Genomic DNA, 20,460 nt, shown 5'->3' with positions numbered 1-20,460 from the left:
GATAAGGCTATCAAGCTCCCGAGGCATATTTTCCACCTGGCAAAAATATTAGTGTTATGATAAACCGCTTGTTCAAGTAGCTTCTCAAACAGCGAACATATGTCTTTGATTTGAAAGCCGGTTTCGAGTTGTTATTTTTTCATCATCCTCCGTATGGAGCGAGCATAGATTATGGAGACTGCGGTTCCCGACATTCAGCATCGTCTGATGGCTGCAAACCTGCCTGCGTTACCGCAGGTGCTGGTGCAGCTTATCAACCATTGCGAGTCGGACGAGGCCGGCATGGCGGCGCTCGCCGAACTGCTTTCCAGGGATGCTGCGCTCGCCACGAAAGTACTGCGCGTTGCGGCCAGCCCCGTCTATCGCCGCGGCCCGATAGCGCCGAATCTCGAACAGGCATTGACCGCTATTGGCATCGACATGGTGCGCGTTCTGCTCCTCACCGAATCGGTCCACCAGACCTTCAACGGCTTGGCGGCCACGCGCAGCATTGATCTGCGGCCGTTCTGGGCGCATGCCATTGCAACCGCGATCTCTGCGCGCACCATCGCTGTTAATCTTGGCTATGCGCAGCTTGAGGAAGCCTATCTGGCCGGGCTGCTCCACGATATCGGCCGACTGGCGCTTGTCACCGCTGCACCGGAGGAGTACGCGGCCAATTTTCATGCGAAAGACGACGAGGCGCTGTGTGCGACGGAAGAGCGCACGCTGGAAATTACGCACCCCGAGGCTGGCGCACTGATCATTGAAGGATTGGCACTGGACTCCTTTCTCGCCGACAGTATTCGCTATCATCACGAACCGCTGGAACGGCTGCAGACAGCGCATCCCCTAGTGCGCCTGACCGCCCTGGCAGATGCCGTCGCAAGCCACGCCGGTAGCCCGGAGGGGATTCCGCCGGAAGTGGCGCGCATGGCCGGCTTTTCGCAGGAGGAGGCACGCCAGCACGCCCGGACGCTTGCGGAGCAGATCGCGCATCTGGCGGCCTCGCTGGGCATCGAGGTGCCAAAGGAAACGCCGCCCACATTGGCGGCCCGGCGCACCGGCCCGGCGGCGCCATCGATTTTCGGCAGTGACCGGCTTAATGAAAAGGTGCGGGACCTCATTCTCGTATCAAAGACGGCAGAGGAGCTTCGCAAATTTAACGACGTGAACGGATGCACTCGCGCCATCGTGAAGTCGTCAGTCGTTCTGTTCGGTTTCTCCGACGCCATCGTGCTGTGCGGGACGGCCGGCGGCGCCGTCCTCACGCCTGCGGTGCTGGATGACGGTCGGATGCGTCTGTCCGGATTGTCGCTGCCTCTGGACGAAGGCAACATTGCCGGCATGGCGGCGCTGCACGGTATGGCGGTCTTCCATATTCCGCCGCGCGTGACATCGGTAGTCGAGGATCAACTGCTTCGTTTCTTCAAGACGGATGCCCTCGTCGCAATACGCCTTTCTCCCACGGCGGACGCGCCCGTGGTCCTTCTCGGCGCAATGAGTGCAGGGCAGGCGCGGCTCTTGCGAAGCCGGCAGCATTTGCTTGGCAACTTTGGCCAGCAGTCCGGCGCCATCCTCGGCAAGACGGCGCAGCATATGGAGGGAGACGGCGTCCCAGGGGCGGTTCTCGCCAGTGAGTTTCAGCTTGCAGCGCGACGCGTTGCTCATGAAGTCAACAATCCGTTGGCGATCATCAAAAACTATCTCGCGTTATTGGAACGCAAGGCGAATGGCAGGCAGGCGATCGGCGACGATTTATCGGTCGTGGCAGAAGAAATCGACAGGGTGGCGCAAATCGTTAACGATTTCGCCCAGGAGCATCAGACGCCGCCTGATGATAGTGCAGACGTCAACGGCGCACTCGCTCACGCTGCCCGCATGTTTACCGATAGCGGTTCCTTGCATCCGGAGGTACGCATTGCGCATCATGCTTCACGCGAGCCGGTGCGAGCCGCTATTGATTCGCGCATCCTCAACCAAATCCTGGTCAACCTGGTGAAGAATGCCAATGAAGCGATGGTCAACGGTGGAAGGATCGATCTGCGCAATGCCGGACTGGTTCCGCGCGACGACGGGCTTTGGATCGCCGTCAGCGTAGTCGACACTGGCCCCGGTATTCCGGCCACGCTGCTGCCTCGGCTGTTCTCGCCCATTGTCAGCGCGAAAGACGGCGGCAACCGCGGCCTCGGCCTGTCCATCGTGCACGACCTGGTGACCAAGGCGGGCGGGAAGATCAGTTGTCGAAGCAGCAGTTCCGGCACGGTGTTCGACATTCTTCTGCCCCCAGCGCCCTTTCACGCAACGCCCGAATCCGGAGAGCGCGGATGAACGTACAGAACGCACCGATCTTTGTTCCAGATTTCGTTGACCGGAACGACGCGCCGACCATCGCATCCATTGCACCCGTCGCGCCGCGCCTGCTGCTCGTGGACGACGAACCACGACTTCTGTCCAGCCTGGCCGCACTGCTCGACGGCAACGGCTACGAACTGACCGCAACCGGGGGCGGGCATGAGGCTATCACCATGCTGGCGCGCCTGCATTTCGACCTTGTGCTGCTCGACTTGCGCATGCCTGGCGTGAGCGGCCACGACGTCATGGACTTCATCAACGAGCGCGGCATCGACACCGATGTCATCGTGCTGAGCGGAGACAGCGGGATCGAAGCGGCGATCGGCGCCATCAACCGCCGCGCTTACGGCTATCTGCGCAAGCCCTACCGGCACGATGAGCTGCTTAGCCTGGTCGCCAACGCGCTCGAACGCCGCCGGCTTGCCGCGGAAAACCGCGACTTCGCCTGGCGGCTCGAATGCTCGGAAAAGCTGTACCGCTTTCTCATCGACAGCTCGCCCGATATTATCTATACGCTCGACTCCGAAGGCCGCTTTACGTACATTAACCGCCGCGTGACCGAGCTAATCGGCTTCGACCGCACCGAATTGATCGGCGCCTCGTACACCACCATTGTTCATGATGACGATGTCGAGCGCGCACGTTATGTCTTCAACGAACGCAGGGTAGGGGAGCGAGCCACGCGCAATGTGGAACTGCGGCTGAAATGCGCGGACCCGATGAAGGTTCGTACCTTCGAAACCTCGCTGCGCACCATTTCGTTTAATTCCATCGGCATGTACCTGAGCAATGGCAAGGGAGGCACGGCGGAGTACACCGGCACTTACGGCATTGCGCGGGACGTAACCGAAAAGCGCCGCAACGAAGAGGTCATCGCCTACCAGGCCTACCACGACATCCTCACCGACCTCCCGAACCGGATGCTGTTTCGCGACCGGCTTGAACTGGCCATCGTCCAGGCCCGGCGCAAGAAGGAGGAGCTTGCACTCATGTTCGTCGACCTCGACCGCTTCAAGGCGGTGAATGATTCGCTTGGCCATCTAAAGGGGGACGAACTCCTGAGGCAAGTCGCCACGCGCCTGAGGGGTTGCATCCGCAAGGGCGATACCCTCGCGCGTATCGGCGGAGACGAATTCGTAGTGCTGATGCCGGAGTTGCGCGATCGCTCGTCCGCCTCCGTGGTCGCGCAAAAATTTCTGCTGGTACTGGCCGCGCCGTTCATTCTGGATGGAACCACGCTCCATATTTCCGCCAGCATCGGTATCGCGGTGTTCCCGGAGGATGGTGACAAGATTGACGACCTTATCCGCCACGCGGACATGGCGATGTACAAGGTCAAAGGCGAAGGAAAGAACGGGTTCAGCTTCTATGACAGTTCACTGCTCGACGCCGCGCATGACAAGGTCTTGCTGGAGCAGGACCTGCGGCGCGGCTTCAAGGCCGGCGAACTTGAAATGTATTACCAGCCCCAGATCGATGCCAGCACCGGCGCGGTGGTTGGCGCTGAAGCCGTCATGCGCTGGAACCATCCGCAGCGCGGCGTGCTTTCCGCAGGCGAGTTCTTGCCTCTGGCCGAGGAGGTCGGCTTGATGGTGCCGTTCAGCGACTGGATGGTGGACAGCGTTTGCAGCGACCTCCGGCGCCTGCGCGAAGAAGGCAGGGAGCCCGTGAGGGTATCGGTCAACCTTTCGCCGACCTGTCTTATGCGGGACAGCTTCTTCAGGACATTGACGCGCTCGCTCGAAACACACCGGGTACCGGCGACTCAACTGGAAGTCGAGATCACCGAGAACATATGCATCCGCGATCCCGAGACAGCCATCAAGCATCTCAAAAAGCTGAGCGGCCTCGGGGTACGTATCGCGATCGACGATTTCGGAACCGGCTATTCTTCGCTGGCCTATCTGCAACGGTTCCCCGTGGACACGCTAAAGATTGACCAAGCATTTATCCGCGAAATTGGCCATGATGACGGCCACTTTCCGGTCGTCCTCGCAGTGATTTCCATTGCGCGGGGCTTAAAGCTTGATCTTGTCGCAGAAGGTGTGGAGTCGGAGCAGCAGGCGCGCTATCTCGAACAGGCCGGATGCAGGATCATGCAGGGCTTCCTGTACCACAAGCCGCTTCAGCTCGCACGGTTCGGCGAACTGCTGCATGTGCAGCCAAAGACCTGCAGGATCGGAGCGACATGACGGAAGCCACTGTTACAGCTGATCGGGCTGAAGTTTCTCTGCAGGGCGGTACGCCGGAAGCGCAGTTCTCGTTCGCGCTTATGTACCTGAACGGGCGTGGCGTGCCGCGCGATGAGAAGCAAGGCGTGGCATTGCTCGAGAAAGCTGCTGCGCGGGGCTACGCGGAAGCGCAATTCCATCTCGGCGCACGCCATGCAACTGGTCAGGGCGTTGCCCAGGATGCCGACAAGGCGATTGCCTGGTGCCGCAAGTCCGCGGATCAAGGACATGTCAGAGCCCAGTACAACCTTGGCCTGCTGCTGTATAGCCGGAAAGGTGCGAGCGCCCTAGAGAAAAAGGAGGCCATCGACTGGTTCGAGAAAGCGGCGAACGGCGGCTACGCCGGCGCACAGAACAACCTTGGCCTGATCTATGCGAATGGCGTCGAGGTACCGCGCGACTACCCCAAGGCGCTCGACTTGTTCGCCCGCGCCGCGGCCCAGGGCGACGCGGCGGGGCAGAACAATCTTGGTATCCTGTACAGCACCGGCCAAGGCGTCCCACAGAATCACATGCAAGCCGCGGGCTGGTACGCGAAAGCCGCGGCGCTTGGTTACGCCGCCGCCCAATACAACTTGGCGGACCTGTATGAAATCGGCAAAGGGGTCGGCCAGAACATCGACATTGCAGCCAAGTGGTATCGCAAGGCAGCCGAACAAGGCCACCTGAAGGCCCAGTTTAGCTTGGCACAAATTCTGGCCCGAGGCGGCCGCCGGCCCCAAGACATGACTGATGCCCTGTTCTGGTACCGCAAAGCGGCCGAGCGGGGCCATGTGGAAGCCCAGTTGCAAGTGGCGAAGATCCTGGACGCAGGTCACGGTGTCGAACGCGACACCACGGAAGCGCTGCGCTTTTACGAACTCGCCGCGCGTCAGGAAATCGCGGAAGCCCAGTTCCGTCTCGGAATGTTCTATGACTGCGGCGTCGATGTCGATAAGGACGATGAAATGGCCTTGCATTGGTACGGCAAGGCGGCCGAACAGGACGTCGCGCGCGCGCAGTATAACTTCGGACTGATGCTTGCCTATGGACAGGGGGCTACGGCCGATCCGGTAAAGGCCTGGCAATGGTTGAACCTTGCCGAAGCGGCCGGGGTGCAGCGGGCGGCCCGTCATCGCCGCAGTGTCGAAACCCGCCTGTCGGGACAGCAACTCGCTGCGGCAAAGGCTGCGGTGGCGGAATGGACGCCAAAAAACAAAAGACTGCGCGATCGGTGACTTTCAGGAATACCGGTCGCCTGAACCAAGACTGCGATCACCTTGCTAACGTGTCGACCGCTGCAATTGACGAGGGGCTTTCGTTTTTGCTGCGGTTAACGACGTTAGCGCGGGCGGGTATCTATGCGGGCTTGCGGCGGGCGGGTTCCAGCTATCCGCATTAATTAAATGATTTCCTGCCTGCCTCCCGTAAAGCGAAATGTTCACTGAAATAGAAGGAATCGCCGCGAAATAATTTTCATCATTTTACATAATCATAATTCTAATAGAAATACTGGGCTCTGGTAGATAGTTAGCGCTTCAGCTTTCTATTGTGTAAATGAACGTAAAAACTTTTGAAATCCTCTACGATCCTTACAAAAGTAAAGTTGGTGCGGGCACATTGACCAACTTCGCCATCGTTAGATCGGTTTCATCTTGACCTGCCCGTGAATCCCGGACCGGTTGCCGTCGGCGCTGCGTTGTGACTGCTTGCCATGGCTTGGCCATGTTGCGTCGTCAGCCTTGCAACAGCAATCTGTCTCGGCCTCAACCAGGCCGGTCATGGCGAAAACGTTCTAGCATGTTGCCAATCCCAGTTCTCCATCTATCGAAGGAGTATGAAAATGAGAGGCCAAAAGGTTTCATCAAACCTGTTAGTTGCACTGGGCGCAGTCACGTTTTCATGCGCGATTGCTCAGAACCAGCAACTTGTTGAAGTAAGTCTCACGAATGTCAAAAGCGTCATTGCAACAGAAATCCAAGTTGAAGTGGGAAGAATTCCGCTTATGGTCAAGGTGCCGGCGGAGACGGCACGAAAAGTATGCAATGTAACTGCTGAGGGGCTTAAGCCGGAAGCCAATAGTGGCGTACCTAGTTGTCCTGCGGAGAAAACTGCTGCTGAACTGAACGAGGCAGTAAAACAGCAGATCGCAGAAACCACGCGCTCAAAATAGAGTCATCACGTGGCGACATGCCATATGCCTTCAGATTGAAATTCAACATGCCCTGATTTTTCTCAGGGCGATTAACCCACCTGTCCTCGGGGAGACGTGATGGCCAGTGATGAATTGCAATCCACCGCCGGCAGGAACGTTCTTCACGCTCATAGTGAATACTGTCATGCAGCAATGCCTCATATCGCGAGAGGCTTTCAATAAATCATCGCAGTTGAAAAATATCGGTTCTCCGGATGCCGATACCATGGATGTATTCAAAGCGTTTGAATCCTGCAGACGTCCGGTTGCCCACAATCTTTTCCAGACAAGTCATTCCAACAGAACCATACGGTTAACCTCGGAAGGCATTGCGATTGCATATGACACTGCTATTAGGCATCAGGCATCAGGTTATGTTTGATAAGCTGCCGCCAATCCGAACCGCTCGCAACGCTTAGCAAACACAGCCTGGGGCTGCCAGATGTAGAAGCCGGAAAGGTGATCTTTTCACAAGTGAGATTGCCAAAACATGACGGTACGCTGTTCACGTTCAAAACCACGCTTCCCGGCTTACAGCGAAACGGCAGGCATTGTGGCCATCACGGCAGCATCCACACCGCTTGCCACCGGACGGGAAACTGACTTCCGTGCATCAGACATGAACCGGATACCGTGTCAGCACGGATCAATTGGCGAGACCGAAGCGCCCTTCTCTATGGCTTCTCCAGCAAGAAAGCAGAGATCTTCACGATAGCGGTCGGCCACCAACTGAACGCCGACCGGTGATCTTCCCGCCATTCCCGTCGAAACGGCAAGTGCGGGAAGACCAAGGAAAGGCAGCCCAACCTGGGGCATTTGCGCAGACCACACCCGCCGGTACGACGCTTCGCCCTGCAGATCCAACCCGTCGGGAAATGGCAATTCAGCCGAAACGGGAAGCAACAATACCGAATAGTCGGTCAGAAACTTCCGCCATGTCCGAATGAGAGAAGCCCTGCGTGTCAATACTTGCGAAAAGGAAGACAGGTCAAGCGATTGTGCTCGCTCCTTGTGCCCGGCCAGCGCAGTCAACGCTCCCGGGTCGTTCTCCTTGATGGCGGCCGCTTCCATTGCAGCGAAACCGTCCCCAAGCCAAAGCACAATTTGATGATCGGCCGCTTCTTTCAGCGGCGGTGTGTTAGTTATCTCGTCGACGCGCCAGCCGCAATCTCTGAGGCGCTGCGCTGCCTCGTACAGTGCCGCCACGATCTCGGGCTGGGTGTCCAGGCCGTCCGGCCGTATGCAAAGTGCCGCTACGCGGGGCGCCTGCGGGCCTTCCAGGGGTGCCGGCACATACCATGGGTCCCTTTGATCGGGCGCCGCCATGGCCGCTAGGCCAAGCCGTAAATCCGCAATGCTGCGCCCGATCGGTCCGGACACGGCCGTGAGCTGAGGTCCGATTGCACGCTCGGGTAACGAAGCGTTATAAGCCGGAACTCTTCCCAGAGTCGGACGCAAGCCATGCACCCCGCAAGCATAGGCAGGGTAGCGTATGGAACCAGCAATATCGGTCCCATGCGCCAAGTGTCCGATCCCTGCAGCAACGGCTGCTGCAGCCCCTCCGGAAGAGCCGCCTGGAGTCAGCGCCGGATCATGAGGATTGCGGGTAGCGCCATGCAAAAGATTGCTTGTGAACCAACGATAGCTGAACGCAGGCGTATTCGTTCGACCCAGTATGATGGCACCGGCCCGGCGGAGATTTTCGACGACCGGATTGTTCTGCTTGGCAATCAAGTCACGCTGCAAGCTCACTCCATTCGTTGTCGCAAAGCCTTCCTGGTCGACATTAACCTTTACCGTCACGGGAACGCCGGCGAGAATGCCAGGCGACTCTTTACGAGATATGGCGGCGTCTATCTTCTCGGCCTGTGCAAGCACATCTTCGGGACGGTAATCGACGACAGCGTTGATTGAAGGATTGACGGCCTCCAACCTTTCCAGAGCAGCGCGCGCCGCTTCTTCTGCGCTTATCTCTTTCGCTTGCACCAGCGCGGTTACCTCGGAAGCCGAAAGGCGCCATATATCGGACATGTTTTCTCCGGTTTGATTATGCTTCGTAACGCCAGCTTCTATTGCTCACCAAGTGTACGTCTCAAATACCGTTGTTACGCTGTCGATGGTTCATGGCCGCAGGAGTTAGCCGCATGCATTCTTACACGGAGAATGGGACTGGAGCGGCTTGGCCGGTAACAATCGTGATATCCGTGAACTCAAAATCGGCACGTCTCGATATGACTATACCCAATAACGGGCGCACCATCTTGCAGAAAGATAAAATGCGGCATGGGCGGCGTGAGCATCCCCATGTAGCAGCCGCCTAGTGGTGTGAGTTGGAAATTTGTTGAAGACAAATGTGGCGTAATCATGGCGAGACAGGGAAACAAGCAAAGCAAGGCCGCGCCTTTGCCAATCGTTGCGCGCATTGTTGACGCAGTATCGGCGTGATTCTCGTCCATCATTTGACCAACAAATTTTCAACCCACCCCACTAGGGGCCTGTTCGCACTTGATTCTGCATTGCGGAGGTATCGCAGGCGTTGCAGGGCCAGTCACAACGACGCGTCGTAGCGCTGCTACGGCAAGGAGTTGTAACGCCGCCGTGCCTCGCCTGCGGGGCCTTCCCGGAGGGTTCGTACAATAACGCCGCCACGCGCCACCGCCAACACGCGTGGTGGTGCGAACGCCTCTCCCGAATCAAGTGTGAACAGGCCCTAAGCCATCGAGGAATGACACCGCGAATGGAGGGGCGATCTCTGACTTGCTCCGGCGTTGCAGCGTCCTTATGGCAAAGAATCGCTGCCATCGCGCACTGCCCTGCCCGGCTGCACCAGCCTTGGATTGGCAGCGCCCTACAATGTCAGGTCGCAAGCATGCGCAGCTTGCCGGTGCTTGAATGGCAGTCTCAGCCCCGGCAGCCGTGCGTGCCACGGATTAATGATGATGGCCGTGCTCGCCATGTACATGGCCGTGAGAGATTTCTTCCGTCGTGGCTGCGCGTACGTCCGTTACATCCAGCGCGAATCGCAACGACATGCCTGCCAGTGGATGGTTTCCATCCAGTGTTACCTGCTCGTCATTGAATTCGGTCACGGTAAAAATCACAGGCTGAGTATCGTCTGCGCCTTCCGCCACTCCCTCGAACTGCATACCAACTTCAAGTTGCGCTGGCAAGCGATTGCGCGGCTCAACCTTGACCAGTTGTTCATCGTAGTAACCAAACGCGTCGGACGGTTCAACGTCAATCGTTGTCGCATAGCCCTTCTCCTGCCCTTCAAGGGCCGCCTCGATTTTGGGCAGCGTATTGCCGTATCCGCCATGAAGATACACCATCGGCTGCTTGCTCTTGTCGATTTGATTGCCTTCCGCGTCTGACAAGGTGTAGTGGAGCGAAACCACAGTATCTTTTGCAACTTTCATAGGAAACCCTCTCTTAAAAGCGCCAATTGTAACGCCACCTGCCCTCGTCTTCGTTCCTGATGCAGAAGCGCCTACTTATATACGTGCTTAGGAAGAAGCTTGACTAGCAGATGATTCGGAATAAGGCACTTCCAGTCCGCTCGACCCCGATGTTGTGTTGGACTTGCCTAGTTACGTACGGCACGTCACATATCAAGTTAACTGCTGCCTGGATCAAGCCATCCATTGCCCGACTTCCTGTTCTGAAAGACAGGGAAAACGCCTGGTTCAAAAGCGGCAAGCTGATTATGTTTGCGTGACGGGAAAAACGGCGAAGCCGAATTTGAAAATCGACCCGATTGACTCTTATCAAGCCCCTGTTTCTCCCTGGAAGTACATTCGTACAAACAATGATCAATAGGGGCCGATGTGAAGCGAATAGCAGACTCAATTGAGTACATGTTCCATGCGATCTTCGGCCTTACCTGCCTGCTGCTCCTACATCTCGTATGCATGGTCTTCAGCTGCTTTGGAATTTCCATCTACAGCAAGCCCGATGCCGCTTCTGCCATCCGGCACAAACCTCATCACCTTGCAGATGAAGGCCGTCTTTCCGATGACGGTGCAAGCACATAGGCATCATTGGCAAGTCGATCTCCACGGGGGCAGCGCAAGCATGCCCATAGCGCCAATCACATCTCCCTCTCAATCGGTGCCACTACCGTTCACCGATAACGCAGTCAGTTTGAAACGTCTAATAGTCCGTACGACTTCCTTCACCCAAACTTCAGCCAAGTCGGTCAAATGTTGCTAATGATTCAACGCCAATAGCCGGTGGCCTTCGGTTAAAGAGTTAAGCTTCTAGTAATTGTCGTGGCTCCGCTGCAACCCCTGACCAAGCCGATCCACTGTAACCGGATTATGTATTGACGCAGCGCAGCATCGTCGGTTACTGTCGAAACAATAAGCAGAGGAGTGCCATGAAGCGCGTGATCTTTACCCAGAAAGGTGGAGTCGGAAAATCCAGTATCGCAGTCAACCTTGCGGCTATTGCCGCTAAAGAAGGCCGCAAAACCCTGTTGATTGACATGGATCCGCAATGTAACGCGAGTCGCTATCTGGTTGGTGACACCGCTTCGACTCTTGCGCCAACCCTTGCCGATTTTTTCAGAAAATCGCTGGAGTTTCACTTTTATCCCACGCCGGACACTGAATATGTGCATCCGACTCCCTTCGAAAACCTGTTTCTGATTCCGTCGCATCCGGAGATTGGTGACATGCAGTCGAAGCTTGAATCACGCCATAAAATCTACAAGTTACGTGACTCGCTCAACAAGTTGTCCGAGGAATTCGCCGAAATCATCATCGATACCCCGCCAGCTTATAATTTCTTTTCGCAATCGGCACTGATTGCTGCCGACGTCTGCCTCATCCCCTTCGACTGTGATGAATTCTCGCGGCAGGCGTTGTACACGCTGCTTAGGAATTTGCAGGAAATCCAGGCTGATCATAATGCGGGTTTACGCATTGAGGGCATTGTGGTCAATCAGTTTCAGGCCCGCGCTTCCGTGCCGCAGCGACTCGTCGGCCAGTTGATCGAAGAAAAGCTGCCCTTGTTGCAGACAAAATTATCGAGTTCGGTCAAGATGCGCGAATCCCATGGCCTGAGTCTGCCACTGATCCATATGGATGCCGGTCACAAGCTCAGCCGGGAATTCGTCGAACTATATCGGGAGTTACAAGCTTAAGCCGGGCTCGCCGGTAGCAGGCCTATCCTGTCCAATCTGGCTCGGCAGATTTCTCTGCCTCCGCCGAGAGCGATGAGTAAAGTCCGGCGACTTTCAAGCCGGAAATGACTTATGTACTTGGGGCTGATTCGCCAGCCATGCCTCAAAATCATCGAAACTGCGGAAGTAGACCACTTCAGGAGTGGTATGTTGAGTTTGCTGAGGGGTGTTGTCCATTGAAAGTCTCCTTGAATGTTCATCGGCTTCCGGATCTGTCGATCTCTTTTGATGAAATATAACAAGGAGTAATTCCTCAAAGCAATCAAATTAAGCGTTGCGTTTCGCTGACTTCCTGCAGGAGCGTCACTTGGGAAGCTGACGCGTAAGAACCTGATGCATTGTCCGCATGCTGCTTAATTTTGCTCTTCCTCGAACGCAGGCAGTCTTCTGCGCTCAACCCTGGCTTCACCCAAATTACTTGCATGCATTCGAGCTGAGCTAAGCGCCCTCTGAAGACGGTGGTTTTGATGTATTGAAGGTTGTGTACAAAACCGGTTCGGCACTATTCCGATTCGTCAAGCATCCGGCGAAGCCGCATGTCTTCCATCTGGCGCCGTAAGGCAACGCGCCGTTCCTGTACGCTCTGGTAGTCCTTCAGTGTCATTGGCTGCTGACCCATAACGTCTTTGAGGCTGGCACTCTGTGCCTCCTCCAAATAGCCTTTACGGTGCATTATCATCTCCCTGACGGGCTAAGGATTAGCCTGATACGCCAACAATATGCCTATTTGAAATATTGGTCAATTCCTACTGTCCGCTTTATTCCGGGAGCCTTCTCCGCGGACATACATTTGAAGCATTGCCAGCGGAACTGGCAAAGCGGACCTCGTTATGACTCCATTATTTTTTATGCGATGCACTGAGGTAAGGCAAGGAGCTGGCGTTTATTCCAACCCACAGGCGCACAGAGCCAGTATTGATTTGTCAAGCATCATATCTTGTGTCGTGTCAGAATACAGCGTAAAGCTTCGGCGACGTTATTCTCAATCAAGGCTACACTGTCTGAACCGTTCATATTTGAACGCTCCGTGGGATGGCATAGCAGTCAGTCCCGGTATTTATTCGTAACCCTGTTCCAGGAAACACAATGGCGACAACCGCAAAAGCAGCAAAAGCACCGAAGGAAACCAAGCCTAACGCCGGATTCATGAAACCGCTGACTCCATCCAAAGAGTTGGCAGAGGTCATCGGTGCGGAGCCGGTACCCCGCACTGAAGTCACAAAAAAGGTATGGGAATACATCAAGGCCAACAAGCTGCAGGACGAAGCCAATAAGCGCAACATCAATGCCGATGCAAAGCTCGAAAAGATCTTTGGCAAGCCTCAGGTCACTATGTTCGAGATGACGAAGTTGCTCTCCGCGCATTTGAAAGCATAAGCGCCTCCGTTGGCGAGGTCTCGCTGCGTATGACCAGTCGATGAATCATTGGCCGCGAAGTGGTACAAAAGGCTGCTCGCGCGGCCTTTTGCTTTTGTGCGTTTGCCTTCCAACCGCATGACGCCTTCCGGCCTCGGCATCCTCGAATGCTATCGTCTTGTTGCAAAGTTCCTGTGTCGGGCCTTCAATTCGCCAGCCTCACCGATCCGGCCTCTCAACACAAGCAGTCGTTATGCATGAGAAAACTTATCTCTGAATCGAGCACAGACGTTGCAAGCAATCATTTCGTTGTAGAAATACAGGCATTAGCCAGTTTTGCTTATCGCACCGCGAGCCTGATTTTTGACAACGCGGCTGTGTTGATTTTTTAATATCATCAGCTGGTGCCGCTTGAAGACTGGCGTTATTGGGAGGCACAAGAGGCTGCACCTACGTAAATGTGGTGCAGCCTCTTTTTTAATGACTGTTCGCTCTCAGCTGGATCAATCCAGCCCACTTGGGCAGCACTGCACTTGCTTGCTGGCGTGAGCACACGATGCGCGCCCCGGTTTTTTCTGCCCGGCGCTGCATACAGCGGGTAAGCGTACGTTCCCTCGGCCATGTTCGAACTTGCTCGCACATTTTTGACGATTACTCTTAAGTTGACGCAGGACCCAATGATGTCTCGAGCCAAAGGATAACTTGCGTAAATGCGTAGCGCTGCGCATTAGGAAGGCGGGAAGTGCATTTTTTTCTTCCTCCCGATTTCAGTCAACAGCTTCGATAACTGATTCGTATCAACCGGTTTCACAAAATGATGATTGAAGCCTGCCGCCATTGCAGCTTCGATGTCCTGTCTCTGGCCATATCCGGTAACGGCGATCAACACCACTCCACCCATTTCCGGCAGGTCGCGCAGACGACGTGCCAACTCGTATCCGTCGATATCCGGCAAGCCGATATCGAGGAGACAGACATCGGGGAGTATTTTTTGAGCACATTCAATCGCCCTCATAGCTCGGTATTCCACAGAAGGATTGTGTCCTATGGTTTCAACAAACATGGCGAGCAACTGTGCCGCATCGACGTTATCGTCGACGACCATTACCCTTAATCCATCTTCCGAAACAGGCGCATCGACACTATGGGAAGTCGGGCGATAATGTTCTTCATTTCTGTGCAATCTTGGCAGCGTCACTACAAATTGGCTCCCGCAGCCCTCGCCCTCGCTATAAGCTTTGATCGTACCGCCGTGCAACTGAACGAGGCTTCTGACCAATGCCAAACCGATACCCAGGCCACCCTGAGCGCGGTCTGGAGTCCTGGAGCCTTGGGCAAACAGGTCAAAAGCATTGCGCAATAGATCGCCAGACATTCCTATGCCGTTGTCGCGCACGGTAACAGTAACGGAGCTTTCACTCACATCCACGCCAAGTGCAATACGCCCCCCATTGGGCGTATATTTCGCAGCATTGGTAAGAAGATTCGAGATGACTTGAATCAGGCGCTTTTCGTCGCCATCGACCGCCGCATCATCGAACGAAATATGCGTTTCCAAGTGATGGGATCGCGCTTCCAGCAGAGGACGCACTTGTTCCAGCGCTTCACTTGCAATTCTCTTGACATCAACGGTTGCTTTATCGAGTGTGATAAGGCCGCGGGTAACACGGGAGACGTCAAGCAAGTCTTCAATGAGAGACTTCATATGCTCCGACTGCCGGGCAATCACTTCACTGAGACGCTGCAGCCTGTCTTCGTTCAGCTTCCCGAAGGAAAGCATCTGAGCCGCCGCCGCAATCGGAGCCAGGGGATTACGAAGCTCATGAGCAAGCATGGCTAGAAACTCATCCTTCCGCCTGTCTGACTGCTGGAGCGTATCCTGCAAGAGCTTTTGCACATGGATATCAGTGCAGGTTCCCATCCAGCGTGTAATTCTGCCCTGATCATCAACAACAGGAGCCGCACGCCCCAATGTCCATCGATATTCGCCAGTATGATGTCTCAGGCGATACTCGATCTCATATGGAGCGCCGGTGCGCAAACTGTGACTCCACAGCTCCATGGCACGGGGCTGGTCTTCCGGATGAAACAGGCCGTTCCACCCCTCTCCGTCTACAGAGCCGTAAGGCACACCCGTGAATTCATACCACCGTTCGTTATAGTAATCATGATAGCCGTCCGGCCGGGTTGACCAGACTATCTGGGGCATCGCATTCGTAATCGTTCTAAATTTTGCCTCGCTTGCCTCGAGGGCGGTTTCGGCGTTCTTTCTCTCCTGTACTTCATGATGCTTTTCCAGAATTAACGTTGCGGTATGGATCAGCACGTCCATCGCCTGAACTTCCCGCTGGGTAGGATCGCGTACCTCCCGATAGTAGAACGCGAAGGTGCCAAGGACCTTCCTTTGCGAAGAAAGGATCGGCTTGGACCAGCACGCCGCCAGACCGTGTGCCGCGGCGATATCCTTATAGCTCTCCCACAATGGGTCCGTCTGGATATCGCGGACGAAAACCGGTTGCTTTGTAAAAGCCGCCGTTCCACAAGAGCCGGCCGCGGGGCCTATGGGCGCGCCATCGATAGTCTCATTGTAGGGAGCGGGCAGCGATGGTGCCGCCCCCAGCTTCATATGCTGTCCATCCTCTTCCAATAGAAGAATGGAGGCAAGCATGGCTCCATCGGTATATTTTTCCGCAGCCATGGCAATGGTGGACAGCACCTGATTCAACGGCGCATTTGACACTGCCATTTCGAGCGCCTCTTTCTGCGCTTTTGAAAAATCCTGTTCCCGCAGTATCGTTTCGCTGGCTTGCCTTAGATAGGTGATATCGCGCGAGACACACAGGAAGCCTTCCATCTTTCCACTGTCATTCAGTATCGGGCTTACGCGCACGTCCCACCATTTGGGCGTTCCTTTCGCAGTAGGACAAAAGGCGACAAATTGGCCAATCCCGCCCACCTTCGCAACATCGAACGCCGTTCTGATCGAACCGTGACTCTCTTCCGGCCAAAGGCCTGGCCAATAAGAGCCGCACAGGCCGGTGAAATCGTCTACCTCCATCAAGCATTGGCCATTTCTGTTCATCGAGAGAAGTCCGCCATTCAAGTCAAGAATCTTGACGCAATCAGGACTGCTTTCGAAAAAGAGTTCGCCCGATAATCTGAGTTTTGATAATGCTTCGATGCTGGTATTCGTATCCATGCTGTTAAGGCAATTAAGGTAGGGGCATTCGCTGTCTGCATTCGCCAGAGCCCGTCATGCATCCTCCGAGAGCGTCTGGAAGGCATTAAAAACAGCCAGGAGCAAAGAGTCACAACGCGACGAATGGTTCATTATGGCGGCGTCCAGACCTGTTATGCGAGGCATGACAGGGGCGACATGCCTATGCTACATGGCAAGAGCCTGTCAGCGAAGCTTGCAGTGAGGCAAACATGACTTTCCGCATAGATGTTTTCCGTTTGTTGATCCCCGGTATGTTCTCAGGCACACCTGTCATGGTTTTTGAGCCGGAAAGAATGGCTTGGCAAGATAGGTGTCGCGGCCCCATTGCAAGACAGCAAGGAAAGGAATGGTGCCAGTCACGAGCGCCAGCGGACGAGCCATTTCCGCTCGCCAAGCGGATAATTCATCTCAGCGTTCGGCTTCCTTGTTCTTTGACTTGCTGCGCCCGTCCCAGGTACACATCTCGCTCTACATTCACCCGAAATGCGCTCCAGGATTTCGAACCACAACTGCTCAATGGTAGTAAATGCGCTTCGAATGCTCTTCTCAATCTTGCCTTCATCGGTCGAAGCGCTTATTACCATCAAAGCCTTGCTTTAAGGTGTAGCCGGTCCGGCATTGCCGCAGTGTCCAGTCAAACGTCACCTACTTCGCGCAATCCGCGATTCTATGGGTAAGAGCACCCAGGTACCGGTCTGAGGCATCATAATAGGCGTAGCTGATGTCAACGATTTCAAGAAAGCGACGCTGGTCTGAATCCGCGCACCACGCTTTTCTTTGTTCCATTTTCAGCCGTTCAACGACCTCCCGGGACGGCTTCTTTACCTCGGCATGCACTCTGTTGTTGTAGACCAGCTTAGGCTTCGATTTTCCTGGCACACATACGACTTTCTCAAGAGTGGAATGGGAACTGATCTTCATCGGCACTTCGGATTGAAGCTTTTCTGCGACTTGCTTGCATTCATCCAGCGCGACTTTTTCAGCTGCCGCAGGAATAACGAAAAGAAAAGGAACAGTGAATACGAGACCCCGGCGCATAAGCTTCTCCTGGCAAGAAGGACCAGCATAGTGTACTTGGAAATGACACAAGCCTTTTGGAGAAAAGGAAAACTCAATTGCAGGACCTTCGCTAGAGCGTTTTCCCCCTGACCGGCCCAGTCGAGGTCAAAGTCGAAGTCGAAGTCGAGGCAGATTGCTGCTGGAACAAGGCGTGACGCCGCCGCATGGCCAAGCTGTGGCAAGGAGTCACAACGCAGTGCCGGCGTCATCATGACGAGCCTCGCGGTCAAGTTCTAACTGAAAAACTCGCAGAGCGAAAAGCCGGTTATGCATGGAGGTCCACCAGGCTTGATCAGCATCGCACGCGGTTCGGAGTGGCGTTGCGTTGATGAGCGGGCGCGTACGCGTAGGGACCTATGCAGAGCACCACGGTCGTGGATCTCGATATGCACCGAGGCTGGCATCAGCCAGATCCTGAGAACCTGTCAATGGAAAATTGTCTAAATGTTTACTTCGAGCGATTCCCGAGGAATCTTCAATCCAGATCATATGGAGCAGACATGAAGAAATTACCTATAGCCATTTTCCTGTCGCTGATCGGTACTGCAACTGCGGCATTCGGGCAAAGTACGACCACAATCACAACAACGAACGATCCGGCGCAAAGCGGTGCATCATCCAGTGGCGGAACCTCCAGCACGGTCACGACTACCACGGTGCAAACTCCGACAAGTACGACAACAGTGCAAAGTCCATCCGGCGCAAACTCTTCATCCGGTTCATCCGGCACGACAGGCGGTAGTAGCGGCGCGTCGGGAAGCTCCACTACTGGCGGTACATCCGGTTCCAGCAACGATGCCGGCTCCGGCAGCGGAAGCTCCGGCCTGAGCGTGCCTCCCAGCCCGAACTACGGTTCCTCGACTTCCGGCAGTTCAAGTTCGGGCACATCGGAACCCAGCACATCCGGTTCGGCAAGCCCGTCAACCTCGACCTCAGGTACCAGCAGTGCGACACCGGGCACTTCCTCAACCGACACCTCAGCCGCTGGCGCCAGCAGCCCAACGTCTAGTGCCACGACCCCGTCGGTTTCTGGCTCATCTGGTTCTTCTGGCTCCACTGGCTCCACTGGCTCTTCAGACAGCGGTACATCGTCCAACCCGTCCTCCACATCAAGTACACCTGGTTCCACCACCAAGTAACCTGGCATGGAGCATCCGCCTCCGCCGGCAAACTTTGCCGGCGGATAGACATCATTTTCCCGAAGCTGGGGCTGCTGCTTATGCCGTCCCCGGTGTAGGCTGTATTTGATCAGCGTCGCGGGTGGTTCGGCGTTGCGTTGCATTGCGTTGAGGCACGGAAGCGCACGCGTGCGGACGTGCGCCGAGCACCGCATGTGCGTAACCGAATCGGGACCGAACTGCAGCTTATCAAGCACTGCCTACACTTCCAGCCACTCCTTGCGGATGGCCGCATTCCCCCGCAGATCGGCGGGCGTGCCCTCGAACACGATGGCGCCATGCCCCATCACATACACCCGCTGCGAGATCTCCATCGCAATGGCCAGCTTCTGCTCCACCAGTAGCACCGATATCCCGCGGTTCTTCAGTTCCATCAGGTACTCGGCCACCAGTTCCACGATCTTCGGCGCCAGGCCTTCGGTGGGCTCATCGATCATGATCAGGTCCGGATCGCCCATCAGCGTGCGGCACAGGGTCAGCATCTGCTGCTCCCCTCCCGACAGCACTCCCGCCGGCGTATGCTGGCGCTCCTTCAGGCGCGGAAACATCTTGTACATGTCGTCGATGCTCCAGCGCGATTTCTTGCCTTTCTTCTCGCCCAGCAGCAGGTTCTGCTCCACCGAGAGCGTCGGAAACACATCCCGGTTCTCCGGCACGTAGCCCAGTCCCCGGTGCGCTATCTCGAAAGCCTTGAGCCCCGTGATCTCCTGCCCCTTGAAGCGGATCGAGCCGGTCACGTCCACCTGTCCCATGGTTGACTTCACCGTGGTCGACCGCCCCACGCCGTTGCGTCCCAGCAGGCTCACGATCTCGCCCTCGCCGACGTTCAGGTCCACCCCGTGCAGCACGTGGCTCTTGCCGTAGTACGCGTGCAGGTCCTTGATTTCCAGTAATGCCGCCATTTATGCCGCCTCCGCCGGTGCGTGGCCACCCAGATAGGCTTCCTGCACCTTCTGGTTGCCTCGAATGTTTTGCGGCGTGTCGCAGGCGATCACTTCGCCGTACACCACCACCGCGATCTTGTCCGCCAGGCCGAACACCACGCTCATGTCGTGTTCCACCATCAGCAACGTCTTGCCCACTGTCACCTTGCGGATCAGTTCCACCGCCGCATCCGACTCCGAGCGGCTCATGCCGGCCGTCGGTTCGTCCAGCAGGATCACTTCCGCGCCGCCGGCAATCGTGATGCCGATCTCCAGCGCGCGCTGCTCGGCATAGGTCAGCAACCCGGCCGCCGTGTCGCGCCGCCGCCGCAGGCCGATCTGCTCGAGCACCGCCTCGGCCCGCTCATGCGCATCCTTCAAGCCGTTCAGCCGGTGCCAGAACGAGTACTTGTAGCCGAGCGACCACAGCACCGCGCAGCGCAGGTTCTCGTACACCGACAGCCGATGGAAGATGTTGGTGATCTGGAAGCTGCGCGACAGGCCGCTGCGGTTGATCTCGAACGGACGCAGCCCGAGGATGCTCTTGCCGTTCAGGAGAATGTCGCCCGAGCTGACCGGGAAGCGCCCCGAGATCAGGTTGAACAGCGTGGACTTGCCGGCGCCGTTGGGACCGATGATGGCGAAGCGCTCGCCTTTGGGCACCGCCAGATTGGCCCCGCGGATAATTTCGGACTTGCCGAAACTCTTGCGCACGTTCTTGAGTTCGAGTGCCATGGCGCTCATGCTGCCCCCTTGCGGATCTGTTCTTCGATTTCGGTGTTGACCTCGCCCCAGGCGTGGCCA

15 protein-coding genes are annotated in these 20,460 nt (G+C 56.2%); 6 read left to right on the top strand and 9 right to left on the bottom strand.

Going from position 1 to position 20,460, the window contains the following annotated elements; genetic code table 11:
- Positions 1-171: 171 nt before the first annotated feature.
- From FH061_RS28500 to FH061_RS28485, 4 genes are all read left to right on the top strand, one after another.
- Entirely contained in the window at positions 172-2,310 is a 2,139-nt protein-coding gene (locus FH061_RS28500; RefSeq protein ID WP_151639222.1) for an HDOD domain-containing protein, read from the top strand.
- Positions 2,307-4,526, top strand: a complete 2,220-nt coding sequence (locus tag FH061_RS28495; RefSeq protein ID WP_151639221.1) for an EAL domain-containing response regulator — start codon at positions 2,307-2,309, stop codon at positions 4,524-4,526. The genes FH061_RS28500 and FH061_RS28495 overlap by 4 nt, the downstream gene beginning before the upstream one ends.
- Positions 4,523-5,782 carry a tetratricopeptide repeat protein gene (locus FH061_RS28490; protein WP_192805309.1) on the top strand — a complete coding sequence of 420 codons (1,260 nt, stop codon included), beginning with the start codon at positions 4,523-4,525 and terminating at the stop codon, positions 5,780-5,782. Before FH061_RS28495 ends, FH061_RS28490 begins: the two co-directional genes overlap by 4 nt.
- Positions 5,783-6,387: 605 nt before the next feature.
- Positions 6,388-6,717 carry a hypothetical protein gene (locus tag FH061_RS28485; RefSeq protein ID WP_151639219.1) on the top strand — a complete coding sequence of 110 codons (330 nt, stop codon included), beginning with the start codon at positions 6,388-6,390 and terminating at the stop codon, positions 6,715-6,717.
- 657 nt (positions 6,718-7,374) lie between these two features.
- Here FH061_RS28485 and FH061_RS28480 read toward each other — a convergent pair.
- The gene (locus tag FH061_RS28480; protein WP_151639218.1) at positions 7,375-8,769 is read right to left on the bottom strand and encodes an amidase family protein; all 1,395 of its coding nucleotides are present in this window, start codon (positions 8,767-8,769) and stop codon (positions 7,375-7,377) included.
- 899 nt (positions 8,770-9,668) lie between these two features.
- Positions 9,669-10,154, bottom strand: coding sequence for an FKBP-type peptidyl-prolyl cis-trans isomerase (locus FH061_RS28475; protein ID WP_151639217.1), 486 nt, complete (start codon positions 10,152-10,154; stop codon positions 9,669-9,671).
- Positions 10,155-11,113: 959 nt separating this feature from the next.
- Here FH061_RS28475 and FH061_RS28470 point away from each other — a divergent pair.
- The gene (locus FH061_RS28470) at positions 11,114-11,881 is read left to right on the top strand and encodes a ParA family protein (protein ID WP_151639216.1); all 768 of its coding nucleotides are present in this window, start codon (positions 11,114-11,116) and stop codon (positions 11,879-11,881) included.
- 93 nt (positions 11,882-11,974) lie between these two features.
- Here FH061_RS28470 and FH061_RS31580 read toward each other — a convergent pair whose 3' ends face one another.
- Positions 11,975-12,097, bottom strand: a complete 123-nt coding sequence (locus FH061_RS31580; RefSeq protein ID WP_264158765.1) for a hypothetical protein — start codon at positions 12,095-12,097, stop codon at positions 11,975-11,977.
- A 909-nt stretch (positions 12,098-13,006) separates the two neighbouring features.
- Here FH061_RS31580 and FH061_RS28465 point away from each other — a divergent pair.
- On the top strand, positions 13,007-13,297 hold the full coding sequence (locus FH061_RS28465) for an SWIB/MDM2 domain-containing protein (RefSeq protein ID WP_151639215.1): 291 nt from the start codon (positions 13,007-13,009) through the stop codon (positions 13,295-13,297).
- Between the two features lie 706 nt (positions 13,298-14,003).
- Here FH061_RS28465 and FH061_RS28460 read toward each other — a convergent pair.
- The 6 genes from FH061_RS28460 to FH061_RS28435 form a co-directional block, all read right to left on the bottom strand.
- Complete coding sequence (locus tag FH061_RS28460) at positions 14,004-16,475, bottom strand: ATP-binding protein (RefSeq protein WP_151639214.1); 2,472 nt, start codon at positions 16,473-16,475, stop codon at positions 14,004-14,006.
- A 666-nt stretch (positions 16,476-17,141) separates the two neighbouring features.
- Complete coding sequence (locus FH061_RS28455; protein ID WP_151639213.1) at positions 17,142-17,534, bottom strand: hypothetical protein; 393 nt, start codon at positions 17,532-17,534, stop codon at positions 17,142-17,144.
- A gap of 496 nt (positions 17,535-18,030) precedes the next feature.
- Positions 18,031-18,348, bottom strand: a complete 318-nt coding sequence (locus FH061_RS28450; protein ID WP_151639212.1) for a hypothetical protein — start codon at positions 18,346-18,348, stop codon at positions 18,031-18,033.
- 54 nt (positions 18,349-18,402) lie between these two features.
- Positions 18,403-18,837: a hypothetical protein gene (locus FH061_RS28445; protein WP_151639211.1), complete on the bottom strand. Its 435-nt coding sequence runs from the start codon at positions 18,835-18,837 to the stop codon at positions 18,403-18,405.
- Between the two features lie 96 nt (positions 18,838-18,933).
- Positions 18,934-19,635: an ABC transporter ATP-binding protein gene (locus FH061_RS28440; protein ID WP_151639210.1), complete on the bottom strand. Its 702-nt coding sequence runs from the start codon at positions 19,633-19,635 to the stop codon at positions 18,934-18,936.
- Positions 19,636-20,400, bottom strand: a complete 765-nt coding sequence (locus tag FH061_RS28435; RefSeq protein WP_151636493.1) for an ABC transporter ATP-binding protein — start codon at positions 20,398-20,400, stop codon at positions 19,636-19,638.
- Between the last annotated feature and the right edge of the window lie 60 nt (positions 20,401-20,460).

Source organism: Noviherbaspirillum aerium, assembly GCF_008929045.1.
In the GTDB taxonomy this organism is placed as follows: Bacteria; Pseudomonadota; Gammaproteobacteria; order Burkholderiales; family Burkholderiaceae_D; genus Noviherbaspirillum; species Noviherbaspirillum aerium.
Note: the sequence above shows the minus strand (reverse complement) of the source record. Positions and strands in the feature narration are given on the sequence as shown.